11 protein-coding genes are annotated in these 15,022 nt (G+C 70.8%); 4 read left to right on the top strand and 7 right to left on the bottom strand.

The features are described 5' to 3' along the window. Positions 1-38: 38 nt before the first annotated feature. The 3 genes from CF165_RS26545 to CF165_RS26535 form a co-directional block, all read right to left on the bottom strand. The gene (locus CF165_RS26545; protein ID WP_205660977.1) at positions 39-1,523 is read right to left on the bottom strand and encodes a glycoside hydrolase family 28 protein; all 1,485 of its coding nucleotides are present in this window, start codon (positions 1,521-1,523) and stop codon (positions 39-41) included. A gap of 321 nt (positions 1,524-1,844) precedes the next feature. After that, a complete protein-coding gene (locus tag CF165_RS26540) occupies positions 1,845-3,416 on the bottom strand; it encodes an alkaline phosphatase D family protein (protein WP_093950291.1) in 1,572 nt (523 codons plus the stop codon). Between the two features lie 32 nt (positions 3,417-3,448). Continuing rightward, positions 3,449-4,105, bottom strand: coding sequence for a hypothetical protein (locus tag CF165_RS26535; RefSeq protein ID WP_167441575.1), 657 nt, complete (start codon positions 4,103-4,105; stop codon positions 3,449-3,451). A 112-nt stretch (positions 4,106-4,217) separates the two neighbouring features. On the opposite strand from CF165_RS26535, the gene CF165_RS26530 reads away from it, so the two are divergent. The 3 genes from CF165_RS26530 to CF165_RS26520 all read left to right on the top strand — a co-directional run bounded on the left by CF165_RS26530 (position 4,218) and on the right by CF165_RS26520 (position 9,917). After that, positions 4,218-7,151, top strand: a complete 2,934-nt coding sequence (locus CF165_RS26530; protein ID WP_093950290.1) for an AfsR/SARP family transcriptional regulator — start codon at positions 4,218-4,220, stop codon at positions 7,149-7,151. Between the two features lie 87 nt (positions 7,152-7,238). Then, positions 7,239-8,459, top strand: a complete 1,221-nt coding sequence (locus CF165_RS26525; RefSeq protein ID WP_093950289.1) for a DUF8814 domain-containing protein — start codon at positions 7,239-7,241, stop codon at positions 8,457-8,459. Between the two features lie 222 nt (positions 8,460-8,681). Beyond that, entirely contained in the window at positions 8,682-9,917 is a 1,236-nt protein-coding gene (locus CF165_RS26520; RefSeq protein WP_093950288.1) for a glycoside hydrolase family 88 protein, read from the top strand. Positions 9,918-9,956: 39 nt separating this feature from the next. Here CF165_RS26520 and CF165_RS26515 read toward each other — a convergent pair whose 3' ends face one another. Then, positions 9,957-10,409 carry a DUF4396 domain-containing protein gene (locus CF165_RS26515; RefSeq protein WP_093950287.1) on the bottom strand — a complete coding sequence of 151 codons (453 nt, stop codon included), beginning with the start codon at positions 10,407-10,409 and terminating at the stop codon, positions 9,957-9,959. Between the two features lie 258 nt (positions 10,410-10,667). On the opposite strand from CF165_RS26515, the gene CF165_RS26510 reads away from it, so the two are divergent. Beyond that, complete coding sequence (locus CF165_RS26510; RefSeq protein WP_205660976.1) at positions 10,668-11,687, top strand: autoinducer 2 ABC transporter substrate-binding protein; 1,020 nt, start codon at positions 10,668-10,670, stop codon at positions 11,685-11,687. Here CF165_RS26510 and CF165_RS26505 read toward each other — a convergent pair. The 3 genes from CF165_RS26505 to CF165_RS26495 all read right to left on the bottom strand — a co-directional run bounded on the left by CF165_RS26505 (position 11,684) and on the right by CF165_RS26495 (position 14,953). Next, positions 11,684-12,802: an Ig-like domain-containing protein gene (locus tag CF165_RS26505; RefSeq protein ID WP_093950285.1), complete on the bottom strand. Its 1,119-nt coding sequence runs from the start codon at positions 12,800-12,802 to the stop codon at positions 11,684-11,686. The genes CF165_RS26510 and CF165_RS26505 overlap by 4 nt on opposite strands. 91 nt (positions 12,803-12,893) lie before the next feature. Further along, positions 12,894-14,183 carry a DUF6923 family protein gene (locus CF165_RS26500; RefSeq protein ID WP_093950284.1) on the bottom strand — a complete coding sequence of 430 codons (1,290 nt, stop codon included), beginning with the start codon at positions 14,181-14,183 and terminating at the stop codon, positions 12,894-12,896. Continuing rightward, positions 14,180-14,953: a bestrophin-like domain gene (locus CF165_RS26495; protein WP_093950283.1), complete on the bottom strand. Its 774-nt coding sequence runs from the start codon at positions 14,951-14,953 to the stop codon at positions 14,180-14,182. The genes CF165_RS26500 and CF165_RS26495 overlap by 4 nt, the downstream gene beginning before the upstream one ends. Positions 14,954-15,022: the final 69 nt, after the last annotated feature.

Genomic DNA, 15,022 nt, shown 5'->3' with positions numbered 1-15,022 from the left:
CCCCTTCCCCGGCGGGGAAGGGGGCCGCGGCGGGTGGGTCAGCAGGTTGAGGTGGAACCTGTGGTGTTGATCCGGAGGGCGGAGCCCGACGTGGTGGCCGAGTTCTGGACGCAGTAGCCCGTCACCGACTGGAAGCCGATGTCGAGCGGGCTCTTCGAGCCCTTCTCCGCCGTGAAGTGGTCGAACGTGATGTCGGAGCTGTTGTTGACGATGCTCGCCGGGCGGCCGTCGTCCTTGCCGAACTCCACCGAGCTGTCCGTGAACTTGATGCCCGACGCGTAGTGCAGGTACCAGCCGTACGACGGGCGGGTGCCGATGCTCTTCGGGTTGTAGTCCGTCGCGGTGTTGCTCGGCACGCCCGTGCCCATGGTGCCGTTGCCGCCGGGCACCGTCAGGTGCACGCCGGTGAACGTGACGTCGGAGACGCGGTGGCCGCTGTCCGCGCCCCAGATCGTCGGGCTGAAGTTGCTGCCGGTGTGCGTGCCGGTGATGTTGTCGAACGTGATGCCGCTGATCGAGCCGACGCCGGGGCTGTTCCCGCAGCGTTTCCGCGTGCCGATCTTCATCATGATCGGCGAATACGTGCCGGACATGGTGATGTTGCGGTAGTGCACGTCGGAAATCTTCGCGCCGTCCATCGAAACGATCCCGATGCCCGATTTGTGCGCGCCGGTGATCGTGATGTCCGAGAACTGGTAGCCGGTGAAGTCACCGCACGTCTCGGAGCCGAACATCAGCGCGTTGCAGCACTGCGCCGACAGTTTCGCGTTGTTCACCGTGACGTTCCCGTTCGGCAGTTTCGCGCCGAGCGCGTAGTCGCTCTTGAACACGAGTGCGTCGTCGTTCGCCGCGATGTTCGCGTTGGTGATCGTGACGTTGGTCGTGCTGATGATGTTCCAGCCGTCGCGGTCGCTCGCCGTGTCGATGGTGAGGTGGTCCGACACGACGTTCTTGCAGCCGTTGATCAGCGCCGCGAAGTGCCCGCCGCGGCGCAGCTTGATCCCGGACAGCGTCAGCCCGTCACACCGGGTGAGGGACAGGATCTTGTCGGCCTCGCCGGACTTCGGGTTGCCGGTGATGAGGTTGCCGCCGCCGTCGATCGTGCCGGCGCCGGTGAACCCGATGTTCGTGAGCTTGTCGCCGTAGAACATCGCGTTGTGGAAGTGGCTGTGGCCGTAGTCCTGGTAGTCGTCCCACTGGTTCGACTCGGGTTTGTCGTAGGTGTCCGCGCTCGATCCGGTGATCGTCGCACCCGCGTCGAGCTGGATCGTCACATTGCTCTTGAGGTGGACGGTGTTGGCCGACTTGTAGGTGCCGGAAGTGAACCGGACGGTGCCGCCGCCCGCCGCGTTGGCCGCCGTGACGGCCTTGTCGATGGCGGAGGAATCGTTGGCCGACCCGTTTCCCTTGGCGCCGTAGTCCTTGACGTCGTAAACGCCGCCGGGCGCGGCAGCGGCGACCCCGGCGCCGGTTACCACCAGCCCCGCCACCGCGAAAGAGATCAGCAGGAATTTCGCTTGCACCGTGAAACCGCCTTGTCATGGAATCGAAAAAGCTCGGCATGACGGCGGAGCACTCAGATTACGAGCGTCCGGAGCGGACTGTCAAGATCGCCGCGGCGGCAAGGAAACACTTTTACGCGCGAAAGCCCGGGAGACCCGCGCCACCCCCAGTCGGACGCGGGTCCCCCGGTGTTCGGGGTGGCCGGCACCGCGAGCCCGCCGGCTCCGGTGTCCTATCAGGATTTTCGCAGTCTACCTTCGCCGGAGCCCGGGTTCCCGTGTGATTTTCATGGTCGTGACGGGGAATCGAGCATGATCGCCACGCGGCGTAGCGAACGGGGTTCAGACTCGCACGAGACCCGGCTTGCCCGCTTGCACTACGTAACTGACGTCGTTTTTGATCACCACCGAAGCGGGGTCGTACACACTGACGTCGGAGGTCGTCATGAAGTCCGCCCGCGTCTGCGACGGCGTCGTCGTGACGCGGACGTAGCCGCGCTCGCCCTTGCAGTACTTGACGTGCGGGTTGTTCGCGTACCAGGCCGCGCTGGGTGCCCCGGCGGTGTCGCTGTTGCTCGTCACCGACGTCGTCACCAGTTCCGAGCCGATGACCGGGTCGCTGTGGTCGAAGTAGTCGAGCCGCAGGTCGGCGGCCCAGTGCCGGTGGACGTCGCCGGTGAGCACGACCGGGTTGGCGACCTTGCGGTCGACCCAGCCCTGCTGGATCCGGTTGCGCGAGGCCTCGTAGCCCTGCCAGGAGTCGTTGTTCTCGCAGGTGGCCTTGTTGCCGTCGGCGTCCTTCGTGGCGAAGAAGACCTGCTGGCCGAGGAAGTCCCAGGTCGCCGGGTGCGACTCGAACTGCTTGAGCAGCCACGCCTCCTCCGTGGCGCCGAGGATGCTGCGGGACGTGCTGCGCATGTCGGCGCAGGCCGGACCGGCGTCGCCGGCGGGGTCGGGCACCTGGGCGCTGCGGTACTGGCGCGTGTCGAGCATGTGGAACCGGGCCAGGTTGCCCCACATCAGCTGCCGGTACAGCTGGATCGACGCGCCGTTGGGCTTGGCCGTCGACCGGATCGGGGTGTTCTCGTAGAAGGCCTGGAACCCGGCGGCCTTGCGCGCGGCCGTGGCGGGCGAGGTGGTGCCGTTCCAGTTGTTCATGACCTCGTGGTCGTCGAAGACCACGATCCAGGGCGCGATCGCGTGCGCGGCCTGCAGGTCGGCGTCCGTTTTGTGCTGGGCGTGCCGGGCGCGGTACTGCGCGAGCGTGGTGACGTCCTCGGTGAAGGCCAGGCTGCGCGGGTTGCGGTCCTGGGCGGTCCGGCCGGACTTCTTCTCGTAGATGTAGTCGCCGAGGAACAGCACCAGGTCCGGGTCGTCGGCCACGATGCCCTTGTACGCGTGGTAGTAGCCCTCCTCCCAGTGCTGGCAGGAGCTGAAGCAGTACTTGAGCTGGTTGACCGCGGCGCCGGCGGCGGGCGCGGTGCGCGTCCGGCCGACCGGCGAGATGTAGCCGGAGCTCTTGAACCGGTAGAAGTACTCCCGCGCGGGCTGCAGCCCGGTCGGTTCGATGTGGACACTGTGCGCGGACGCGCGGGCGGCGCTCACCGAGCCGCTCTGCACGATCGAGCTGAACGCCGCGTCGTTCGCGATCTCCCAGTCGACCGCGTACGTGGCGTCCGGCATGCCGCCGAAGCCGTCCGGGTTGAGCGGCGCGGGCGCGAGTCTCGTCCACAGCACGACGCTGTCGGGCAGCGGATCTCCGGACGCGACGCCGAGCTGGAAGGGATCGTGGACGGCCGGAGCGGCGGCCGTGGTGCGGGCGTTCGCCCAGGACGGCAGCGCCGCCGAAGCCGCGGTGGCGGTGACCGCGGCGAGCCCGCCGAGGAGCACCTTGCGCCGGTTGAGCTGAACCATGTCGGAATGCCTTTCGGGGAGGAGGGACGCGGTCAGGCCGCGAAGTCGGTGAGGCCGTCGCTGCAGGACTTCAGGTCCGGCTTGCCGGTCGTGTAGTTCGCGACGCAGACCTTGTAGAAGACCCAGCTGCCGTGCGCGACCGTGACGGCCTTGTCGACCTTGGTGCCCTCGCCGCCGGAGTTCCAGACGTAGAACGGGCCGGCGCCGCCCTTGAGCCAGTACGCGACCACGGCCGAATAGCCGTCGGAGTTCGTGTCGTAGACGAGGAAGTGCGAGTCGGACGAGCGGTACTGCCCCTCGGCCGCGCAGGCGCCGGCGCACTGGCCGCTGCCCGAGCCGACCCCGCAGTCGGGCGCGATCCGCTCGTCGCGGCCGGTGTAGACGTAGGTGTCCGAGATGTACCCGCCGAGCGCGGGCACGTAGTCCCACAGCGTGCCCGTGCCGTAGGTCCCGGCCACCGACGAGCCTTCGATCTGGCAGTCGATGGTCACGGCCGTGCCGCTGGCGACGGTCCTGACGGCCGTGGCGCTCGTGGTGGGCGCCCGGCGGACGTTGAGCGGGTCACCCGCGGTCTTGACGGTGCCGGTCGCCGCGGCCGACGCTTCGAGCGCGCCGCCGACCGCCAGCACGCCGATCGTCGCGATGACCACCCCTGAGCCGGCTATCCGCCGGAGGTTCGAACGCTTCATGGCCACAGCGTGACTTCGCGCCGTACACGTCCCGTACAAAGCCGCACGTGTGCGCACAGACACTCCGAATGGATCTATCCCGGCCGGTCCGAACGGCCTTAGCATCCGCTGTATGGGGGAACTCATCGGGCAGGTTGAGACCACCTCGCTCACCATCCGCGTCCTCGGACCGCTGGAGGTCACGGCCGCGGGGCAGGTGATCGCGCTCGGCGGTCCGAAGCCCCGGCTGCTGCTGGCCGCGCTGGCGCTGCAGCCGAACGTCGTCGTGTCGACCGACGTGCTGGTGGAAGTGCTGTGGCCACAGGCGGCGCCGCGGTCGGCCGCGGCGAACATCCGCACGTACGTCCATTCGCTGCGAAGACGGTTCGCCGAGATCGACCCCGCCCTGGGCGAGCGGATCAGCAGCCGGGCCTCCGGCTACCTGCTCACCGCGTCGCCGGAAGAACTGGACCACCTCGCCTTCACCGCCTTGGCCGGTGAAGCGCAGGAAGTACTCGACAACGGCGAAGCCGAGAGCGCGCTCAAGCTCCTCGACCGGGCCGACGCGCTGTGGCGCGGCGAAGTCCTCGAAGGGCTGCCGCACGACCACAGCTGGGGCGCGACCGTCGCCCGGCTCGCCGAACTCCGCCTTTCCGTGCAGGAACAACGCCTGAAGGCCCGCATCGGCCTCGGCCGGTGCGGCGAGGCCGTCGCCGAGCTGCGCGGGCTGGTCACCGAACACCCGCTGCGCGAGGAGCTGTGGGCGCAGCTGATCGTCGCGCTGCGCGCCGCGGGCCGGACCACGGACGCCATCGAGGCCTACGAGTCGGCCGAGCGGGTGCTGCGCGAAGAGCTCGACGCCGAACCGGCCGCCCGGCTGCGCGAGCTGCGCGCGACGCTGGTGCCGGAGAACGTCCTCGCCCCGCGTCCCGTCGAAGCCGCCCCCGTCTGCCAGCTGCCGCTCGACCTGCCGGACTTCACCGGCCGCGACGACGTGATCGGCGAAGTCGTCGGCCTGATGCGGGAACGCGCGGACTCCGGCACGCCCGCCGTCATCGTGCTTTCGGGCGCTCCCGGCGTCGGCAAGTCGGCGATCGCCGTCCGGGTCGCGCACGCGGTCCGCGACGACTTCCCCGACGGCCAGCTGCACGTCGACCTGGCCGGCACCTCGTCGTCGCCGCGGGCGCCGATGGGCGTGCTGGCCGAGCTGCTGCACGCGCTCGGCATCCCCGACGCCGGCCTGCCGCGAGAGCTCGCCGAGCGGTCGGCGCTGCTGCGGTCGCGGCTGGCCGGGCGGCGGATGTGCGTCGTGCTCGACGACGCCGGCAGCGCCGCCCAGGTGCGTCCGCTGCTGCCCGGCGCCGGGGCCTGCGCGGTGCTGGTGACCAGCCGCATCCGGCTGCCCGGGCTCGCCGGGGCGACGCCGGTGGACGTCGACCTGCTGCCCGAGGCCGAGGCCGCGCGGCTGCTGCAGGGCATCGTCGGCGCCGACCGGGTGGCCGCCGAGCCGGAGAGCGCGGCGGCGATCCTGCGCCAGTGCGGGCACCTTCCCCTGGCGATCCGGGTGGCCGGCGCGAAGCTGACGAACCGGCCGGGCTGGACGCTGCGGCTGCTGGCCGACCGGCTGGGCGACGAACGCCGCCGTCTCGACGAGCTGCGCGTCGGCGACCTCGCCGTCCGGGCGAGCGTGACGCTGTCCTACGACCTGCTGCCGATGTCGGCGGCCACCGCGTTCCGCGGGCTCGGGCTGCTCGGGCCGGTCCAGTTCCCGGCGTGGGCGGTCGCGTCCGTGCTGGGCCGCCGTGACGCCGACGACGTGCTCGACGTGCTCGTCGACGGCCACCTCGTCGAGCTCGTCGGCTCCGACTCGGCCGGGCAGCCGCGCTACCGGCTCCACGATCTGCTGCGCGTGTACGCGGTCGAACTCGCGGAGCGGAGTGACGCGGCGAAGACGCGCGCCGGCCTGCGGCGGGTACTGGAGGGCTACCTCGCGCTGGCCCTCGAAGCCGCGCGCCGGATGCCCCTGCACTTCTTCGGGATGTACTGCGACGACGAGCTGCCGCGCCCGTCGGTGCCCGCCGACGTGCCGGCCGGCGACCCGGCCGCGTGGTTCGCGGCCGAACGGCACACCAGCGTCGCGGCGGTTTCGCTGGCCGCCGAGCACGGCTTCGACGACCTGGCCTGGCAGCTGGCGTCGGCGCTGACGCCGTACTTCGACCTTCGCGGGCACCAGGACGACTGGCACAGCACGCACATCATCGCGCTGGCCGCGGCCCGCCGGACCGGCTCGCTGCGTGCCGAGGCGATCGTGCAGCGCAACGTCGGCCAGTACCTGCTCTACCAGGACGACTACGCCGAGTCTCGCGTGGCGTTCGAGGAGTCGAAGGCGTTGTTCGAGCGCGTCGGCGACATCCAGGGCGTCGCCATCGCGCTCACCGGCCTCGCCACGATCCTGCGCATCGACGGCGAGGACGACCTGGCGCTCGACCACTGCCACGAAGCGCTGAAGCTGTTCGACGAAGCCGGCGACCAGCACGGCGAAGCGGTGGCGCGCATCGGCGCCGGCGCGGTCTGGATGTCGCGCGGCTGCTACGCGGCGGCGAAGCGCTGGTTCACCGACGCGCTGGAGCTGTCGGCGGAGATCGGCGACCGGCACCGCGAGGCGCACGCGTTCAAGCGGCTGGCGCTGCTGCACCAGCACCAGGGCAACCTGGCCGCGGCGCGCGAGCACGTCGACCGGTCGATCGCGATCTTCACCGAGCTGGGCGACGACCACTGCGTCGGCTACGCCAACCAGAACCTCGGAGAGCTGTGCCTGCACAGCGGCGACTTCGCGCACGCGCAGCTGCTGCTGGTCAACTCGCTGTCGGTGCACCGCCGCAACGGCGACCGGCGGTCGGAGGCGGAGGTGTCCCAATTGCTCGGCGAGCTGCACCGGGCGCTCTCGCAGCCTGAGCGGTCGCGCGACTATTCGGAGCGCGCGCTGGCGATCTGGCACGAGCTGTCGACGCCGCCGAAGGAGCCGCTGACCGTGGTCGAGGAGCCGCCGCACATCGTGTCCGCCTGACGCACAAACTGCTTGTACGGATCATGTACGCCGTCCGGTCAGTCTTTCGCCACGTTCGAGTGAACGAGTGCGAGAGGAGAACCGGGGATGATCCGGATCAAGAAGACCGGCCGCGTGACCGCGGCGGTCCTGGCCGCCGGGGCGGTGACGGCGCTGGCCGGAGCCCCCGCCCAGGCCGCGACCACCAACACCGCGAGCTGGACCGCAAATCTGTCCACTGTGGACAACGATGACGTCAACGTCACCGGTGCGGGCGGAACACTGACCCTGGCCGACGCCGCGTGGCACAGAACCGCCCGGGTGTTCGCCGGCAGCGAAGGCAGCCTGATCACCGCCGAGCACAAGCTCGGCTCGCCGTCGAACCGCGTCAGCGCGGAACTGAACGCCGACACCCCCAAGGGCACTTCGGTCGACGTCGACGTCCGCGGCCGGACCGGCGTGAACGACTGGACAGAGTGGACGCCCGCGGGCACCGCGCTGAAGAGCACCGTGAGCGAGGTGCAGGTGCGGATCAGCCTGCACAGCACCACCGACGGCGTGCGGCCCGCGGTCAAGAGCGTCGCGCTCAGCGCCGACAGCGTCCCGCAGGCCAGCGCGCTGGCCGCCTCGACCGCGCTGACCTACAAGATCTACGCCACCCGCGAAGGCCTGACCGGGCAGACGACCGCCAACGGCCACGTCATCACCAGCCGCGACCACTTCGTCGCGCTGCCGTCCGGGCGCGGCCTGTCGAGCAAGGGCAGCGGCACCTACACCGTGCGCGTCTGCAAGACCGACGGCAGCCGGTGCGAGTACGCCCCGGTGTGGGACGTCGGCCCGTGGAACACCAAGGACGACTACTGGAACCCGGCGTCGGTGCGCGCCGAGTACAAGGACCTCCCCCAGGGCCAGCCCGAGGCGTACGCCGCCTACCACAACGGCTACAACGGCGGTAAGGACGACCTCGGCTACAAGGTCGGCAACCCGGCCGGCATCGACCTCGCCGACGGCGTCTTCTACGACGGGCTCGGCATGTCGGACAACGGCAACGTCAACGTCACCTACCTGTGGACCGGCTCCGACAAGACCGGCGTCATCAGCACCGCGGGCGACCCGATGAACGTCCGGGCGAGCGCCAGCACTTCGGCCGCCATCAAGGGCCTGGCGGCGAACTACGCCAAGGTGAACATCGAGTGCTACGTCGAGGGTGACACGGTCGCCGGCAAGCTCGGCACCACCAACATCTGGGACCGGATCGGGCCGAACAACTACGTCTCGGACACCTACGTCCAGACCGGCTCCGACAGCCCCGTGGCGCCGCACTGCTGACCCCTGGCTCGAGTGCACCACGATCATCGCGTGGTCGACTGCCCTCACCCGCGATAACAGCGAAGGCCCGGCATTCCCCTGCCGGGCCTTCGCCCATTCGCGGACCATTCCGCTCACCGGCACACAATTCACAACCATGAACAAATGTCCGCCGGGTGTACAAGCTCGCGCCGATCGTGCGAAAATTCCGGGCACTTTCCCCACACGGAATGGCGGGCACCTGTGAGCGTTACCCGGAGAACCCTGCTGACCACCGCGGCCGGTGCCGCGGTGGCGGTGAGCGCCAGCACCTCCACGGCCGCTGCCGCGGCCACTCCCGATGCCGCCGACCAGGCATCGGCCACCCGGACGCTCCGCCAAGCGGCCGATTACGCGGTGGCCAAGCTCCGCGCGGTGGCACCCGGCGTCACCGCGTTTCCGGTCGGCACGAAGTTCGAGAAATGGACCTATTCACAAAATGGTGACTGGGTCGGCGGATTCTGGCCGGGACAGTTGTGGCTGGCCTGGCTGCACAGCGGTGACGAACAATTCAAGACCCTCGCGCTGGCGTCCGCGGAGAAACTCGCGCCACGCCGGACCGACACCGGCACGCACGACCTCGGATTCCTCTTCTACCCCTCGTGGGTGACCGCCTGGCGGCTCACCGGCGACACGAAGTGGAGGGACGGCGCGGTGCAGGCCGCGTCGTCGCTCGTCCAGCGCTACAACCCGGCGGGGAACTTCATCCGGGCCTGGGGCGCGCTCGACGACCCGAAGAACGCGGGCCGCGTCATCATGGACACGATGATGAACCTCGACCTGCTGGCCTTCGCGAGCCGGCAGACCGGGGACCCACGCTACCTGGACGTCGCCGTCGCGCACGCGAAGACGGCCCAGCGGTACTTCCCGCGCCCGGACGGTTCGACGCCGCACGTGTTCGACTTCGACCCCGTCACCGGCGCGCCGGTCGGGCCGAACACCGTGCAGGGCTACAGCCCGGCGTCGTGCTGGTCGCGCGGGCAGGCGTGGGGCGTCTACGGGTTCACCACCATCCACCGCCGCTCCGGCGACCCGGAGTTCCTCACCACCGCCCAGCGGCTCGCGGACTTCGCGCTGTCGCACCTGACACCGGACCACGTGCCGGTGTGGGACTACCTGGCGCCCCAGGCCCCAGACGACGTCAAGGACGCCTCCGCCGGGGTGATCATGGCGTGCGGCCTGCTCGACCTGGCCGAGCTCACGCACCGCCCGCACTACCGGGAGAGCGCGCTGCGGATTCTCACCGCCGTGGCGCGGACGTGCCTGACCACGAAGTCCACCCGGGCCGAGGCGAGCGTCGCGCGCTGCACCCGCAACCGGCCGAACGAGGACGGCGTCGAGGTGTCGCTCCCCTACGCCGACTACTACCTGCTGGAAGGCATCCTGCGGGTGCTCGACCGGCGGAAGGCCGACCGCGCGATCGACCTTTCGAGCGTGTAGCGGCGCCCGGGGAGGCCGCCACCTCCCCGGACGCGCTTTTCAGTGATGGTGGGCGTGCACCTTGGCATGGCCGAGGCCGCGGCCGATCATCCACTTGTTCACCGGCACCGTGACCACGAACGCGACCGCCAGCGAGAGCGCCAGAGCCAGCCAGAAGAGCACGCTCGCCAGGCCGGCGTCCATCGCTCCGGGAATCGCCACGACCACGGTGTTGTCGATCAGCTCCATCACGGCGATCGACACCGTGTCCGCGGCCAGCGCGACCTTGAACGCCGCCGCCGCGCCGAGCCCCGACTTCAGCACTCCCCGCATGGTCAGGCCGTAGCCGAAGACGAAGGCCAGCACGATCGACAGGACCACCGTCGTCGCGTTGTGCAGGCCGAACGCCGTGCCCAGCACCATGCCGAGCACCTCACCGATGGCGCAGCCGGTCAGGCAGTGCAGAGTCGCCTGGATCGCCGTCGCCCACGAAGCCCCGTGCTGTTCGTTCATGCCGGCGACTATACCCCTCGGGGGTATAAGAGTCATGTCTGGCACATCACACCGGCCTACAACTCAAAGTATCCATCATTGTCACTCAGCGTGTCCGACACCGCCATCCAGGGTATTTCCCCAGGAAACCCGCGAAGCAGAACTCACTTCCGTAACCCTTTGCGCACATCCCGTTGACCACAGTTACCCGGGGCCCTACGTTCGCCCTTGGTCTCCACCGTGCGCAGACCGTTCGAAAGTCCTGAGGAATGGGTGGGGATGCGAGGGCCGACGAAGACCTTCCGGCTGGTCGCGACGCTGCTGCTGGGGGCGGTGCTCGCGCTCGGCGGCTGCTCGGACCAGCGGGGCGGCGGCCCGGCGCCGTCGCCGCCGACCCGGATCGCGTTCGTGCCCAAGATCGCCGGCATCCCGTACTTCGACGCGATGGACACCGGTGGCCGCGAAGCGGCGAAACAGCTGGGCATCGAGTGGTCCACGACCGGCCCCCCGACCGTCGACCCGGCCGCGCAGGTGAAGATCGTGCGCGACCTCATCGCGAAGAAGGTCGACGTCATCGTCGTGGCGCCCAACGACCCCGCCGCGCTCGCGCCGGTGATCGCCGACGCGCGGGCGAAGGGCATCCACGTGCTCACCTCGGACACCGACGCGCCGGGCACGCAGCGCGAGGTGTTCGTCAACCAGGCCAGCGCCCAGGGCATCGGCACCGCGCTCGTCGACGCGCTGATGGCGAAGACCGGCGGCACCGGCCAGTACGCGATCGTCTCCTGCGGCCCGGCGGCGGCGAACCTCAACTCGTGGATCGCGGTCCAGAAGGAGTACGCGGCCGGGCACTACCCGAAGGCCCAGCTCGTCGAGACCGTGTACGCGGGCGAGGACCAGGACACCGCGACGAACCTGGCCAAGGGCATCATGGCGGGCCACCCGGGCTTGACCGGGCTGATCGGCGAGTGCACGACGTCGGCCCCGGGTGTCGCGGAAGCCGTGCGCGACGAGCAGAAGATCGGCCAGGTGTTCACCGTCGGCGTCGGCACGCCGCAGGCGATCAAGCCGTTCCTGCTCGACGGCTCGTGCTCGCAGTCGGTGCTGTGGAACGTCGAGTCGCTGGGCTACCTGACCGCGTGGACGGCCAAGCAGGTCGCCGACGGCAAGCCGCTCCAGGCCGTCAACAAGGTGAGCCTGGAGCTGCCGGCGGTGAAGTACGACGCCGCGTCGAAGACCGTCCTGCTGGGCGATCCGCTGCTCATCACCACCGACAACGTCGACCAGTTCAAGTACTAGCGCACGTCGATCGTCACCGTCGCGGTGCTCGTCGCCGCCGGGAGCCGCGTCGTGTCGACGACGAGGTACTCGCCGTCGTCCTGACGGCCGTCCGGCAACGTCTTCGGGTGCAACGCGTACGGCGGCGCGGCGTTCGTCACGCCGTCGATGCCGAAGTCGTTGTCGTTGCTGATCACGACCGTCCGGCCGCCGTCGGTCGTCGCGACGCCCTCGACCTTGTCGTGCCCGAAGAAACCGCCGCTCGGATCCAGCGTGGACACGAGGGCACCCAGGTCCAGGTGGAGCTTCTTCGTCACCGGCGTGATGCCCGCCGCGGCGAGGTCCGTCAACGCCTCGGCCGTGGTGTCCTTGCCGACGTAGGCGTCGATGCTCTTCCCGGCGACGAGCAGCCCGCCCTTGACGAGCCGGGTGCTTTCAAGAAACTGTTCGAGATCGACCTGTCCGGCGCCACCGACGTCGGCCCGCGGGCGGACGGCTACGACGCCGCCGTTCAGGTCGGCGATCTTCTCGCCGGTGCTCGCCAGCGTGCTGACCTGCCCGTTGTACGGCATGCCGTCGGCCGCGCGCAGCGGGATCGTCTTTTCCGGCACGGCTTTCCCGCCGCGGAGCCGGAACTTCCCGATCGCCGGGGTGAAGCCGGGCAGCGGCTCGATCTTGCCGCCACCGGGCGCGTCGACGTTCGGGCCGCGGTCGGTGAGGCCGTAGAACTCGTCGCACTCGCCGGGCACGGGTGTGAGCGCGGAGCCGTAGGCGCCGGCCTTGATCTCGACACCGCCGATCGTCGCCAGCGGCGGGAGATCCGCCGGGTGGAGCGTGACCGCGTCGGAAACGGTGTAGGTGAAGGTGTCCCGGCCGGTGAAGCCGGGCGCCGGGAGGTAGCGGAACGTCCCGTCGGCGCCGATCGTGACGGTCCCGTGCCCGGCTGCGGTGTGCCGGACGACGGCGGTGGCACCCCGGTCGTTGCCGAGCACCCGGCCCCACAGCGGCTGCCCCGCGCGGACCCGGTCGTCGTCGTCGGCAGCCCGGAGGCCGTGACCGTGGGCCGCGGCCGGTCCCGCGGCCGCCAGCGGCAAGGCCAGCACCCCGGCCACGAGGGCGATTCGTACCCGCTTCATCCGTTTCTCCTCCTCCGGCGCGGGAAACGCGCCGGAGGAGGAGTCTGGGCGGCCGAAGTGGACAACGCCCGTCTTCGAGGAGGCCGGGGCGTTAACGGTGCCGGCGCACGTGGGCGGCCGCCGCACCGCCGCCGAGGACCAGGATCAGCGCCGTCAATCCCCAGCGGCGCTGCTCTTGGGTCCGGCGGCCGGTGTCCTCGGCCACCGGCTGGGGCTTCGGCGCCGGGCGCGCGTGCCGTGACGTCGCCGGGGCCGACGGCGTGGGTGAGGGCGTCGCCGACGGTGGTGGCGCGGGTGCCGGTGTCGATGTCGTCGGAGGCAGGACGACCGGCCGCTCGACCGGCGGCGGCCGCGGCGGAGGAGGCGGCTCCTGTCGAGACGACGGCGATGGCTCCGGCGTGGTCGGTGACGGAGGCGGCGTCGGCGTCGGTGTCGGCGTCGCCGAGGGAGCCGAGGACGGCGGTTCCGGAGGCGGCGGCGAAGACGGCGGCGGCGGCGGGGGTTCGGTAGGGCAGTCCCCGGCCGCGTCGCTGCTCGCCAGCGGCGGCCCGGTCGCGATCTCGACGGCCGGACCCGAGCCATCGCGCGGCAACCGGTAGGTGACGCTGCGGTGCCCGTCGCGGTTGGCCGTGGCGTAGATCGCGCCGGGCCCGAGCGCGACCGAGCCGTACGCGCCGCCCTCGGGGAAGCGCTCCCCGGGCACCGGCTCGACCTTGCCGGTCGCCGGGTCGAGCGTGACCACCGTTCCGCCGCCGCGCGTGGTCGTCGAGACGCCGTAGAGCAGGCCGTCCGCCGGGTCGTAGGCGAAGTCGTCGACGCCGGCCGCGAGTGTCACCGGCCGCAGCGCCGTCCGGTGCACCACCCGCAGGTAGTCCGCGCTCGCCGGGTCGATGTCCACTGTGTACAGATCGCTGTCCTGCCGCACGTACCAGCGGTTACCGTCGATCGTGCCGGCCGTGGCACCGGTGACCAGGCTCCACATCGGATGCCGCGCGCCCGCGCGGCCGAGCACGCCCAGGTCGGTGACCGTGCCGGCGGAGTCGATCCGCACCGCGTGCGCGCCGTGGTCGTACCGGCCGCGGCCGGTGCCGTCCGCGACGCCGTAGACGACGTCCTGTTCTGCGGAGTACCCCATCGCGTTGATCCAGTACCCGGCCTCGGTCACCCGCTGCGTGGCCCCGCTGGGCAGCGAGAGGAGCCGCAACGTCGTCGGCGCGTGGTCGCGTTCGGTCTCCGCCTGCAGGACCGTGCACGAGTCCGGCTGCCGAGCCCCGGCGGTCCGGGACGCCGGGGGCGCGAGCCAGCCCGTCGCGGCCAGCAGCGCCGAAACCGCCGCGGCCACGCCGAACATCGCAGCCCAGCGGGCCCGCGCGCGGGTCAAGCCAGCCTTTCCAGCGCCGAGGTGAACGCCTCGGGCGGCACTTTTGCGCCGCCGCTGAACGGGTTCTGCAGCTCGTGGATGGCGAACAGCAGCAACGTGATCGTGCCGGCCAGCGTGGACACGATGATGACGTGCGCGGCGAGCCGGGTGCCGCCGAAGAGGTTGGGCAGCAGGATCGCGGTGATCAGGCTGCCGAGGATCAGCGCGAACCAGACGACCGCGCCGACCCCGCCGTCGCCGGAGTCCGCCAGCCGCTGCTGGCGGGCCTGGTAGACCGCCCAGAGCTGGTTGCTCGCTTCGGTCTTGCGGTCGATCTGCCAGTCACCGTCGGTCGGCGCGGCCGCCACCGCCTGGCGCATCTGGTCGAGCTGCCGCCAGCCCGTGGCGGGCACCTCGCCGCCGTCGGCCAGGCGCGGCCACTCCTGGTCCTCGACCGTCCGCGCATAGGCGACGGCGAGCTGGTGCACCCGGTCCTTGGTCTCCGCCGGCAGCGCGTCGGCCGCCCAGGTGGCCGCGACCAGGCTGTCGGCTTCGGTCCGCGCGTCCTGGCTCGCGGCGCTCACCGAGTCGTAGAGCGAGATGAGCACGAACGCGACCAGGACCGCGTGCAGCCCGCCGACGATGGTGAACACCTGGCCCGCCGCGTCGTTGTTGGCGGGCCTGCCTTCGCCGTCCCCACCGCCGCCGAGTCTGCGGACCAGGTAGGCGATCCCGCCACCGGCCAGTGCCGCGCCGGCCACCCACAGACCGCCGGCCACGAAGATGTTCATCCAGGTCCTTTCACCCGCGGGGCGCGGGAAGTGCCGTCCGGCGCATTACGCCACCGGGAACCGCCAAGT

This window comes from Amycolatopsis vastitatis (genome assembly GCF_002234595.1).
Classification (GTDB): domain Bacteria; phylum Actinomycetota; class Actinomycetes; order Mycobacteriales; family Pseudonocardiaceae; genus Amycolatopsis; species Amycolatopsis vastitatis.
Note: the sequence above shows the minus strand (reverse complement) of the source record. Positions and strands in the feature narration are given on the sequence as shown.

Excerpts from the sequence above, each read along its gene's own strand:
- CF165_RS26540 (WP_093950291.1), bottom strand. The coding sequence starts at position 3,416 with ATGGTTCAGCTCAACCGGCGCAAGGTGCTCCTCGGCGGGCTCGCCGCG.
- CF165_RS26535 (WP_167441575.1), bottom strand. The coding sequence starts at position 4,105 with ATGAAGCGTTCGAACCTCCGGCGGATAGCCGGCTCAGGGGTGGTCATC.
- CF165_RS26530 (WP_093950290.1), top strand. The coding sequence starts at position 4,218 with ATGGGGGAACTCATCGGGCAGGTTGAGACCACCTCGCTCACCATCCGC.
- CF165_RS26525 (WP_093950289.1), top strand. The coding sequence starts at position 7,239 with ATGATCCGGATCAAGAAGACCGGCCGCGTGACCGCGGCGGTCCTGGCC.
- CF165_RS26515 (WP_093950287.1), bottom strand. The coding sequence starts at position 10,409 with ATGAACGAACAGCACGGGGCTTCGTGGGCGACGGCGATCCAGGCGACT.
- CF165_RS26510 (WP_205660976.1), top strand. The coding sequence starts at position 10,668 with ATGCGAGGGCCGACGAAGACCTTCCGGCTGGTCGCGACGCTGCTGCTG.
- CF165_RS26505 (WP_093950285.1), bottom strand. The coding sequence starts at position 12,802 with ATGAAGCGGGTACGAATCGCCCTCGTGGCCGGGGTGCTGGCCTTGCCG.
- CF165_RS26495 (WP_093950283.1), bottom strand. The coding sequence starts at position 14,953 with ATGAACATCTTCGTGGCCGGCGGTCTGTGGGTGGCCGGCGCGGCACTG.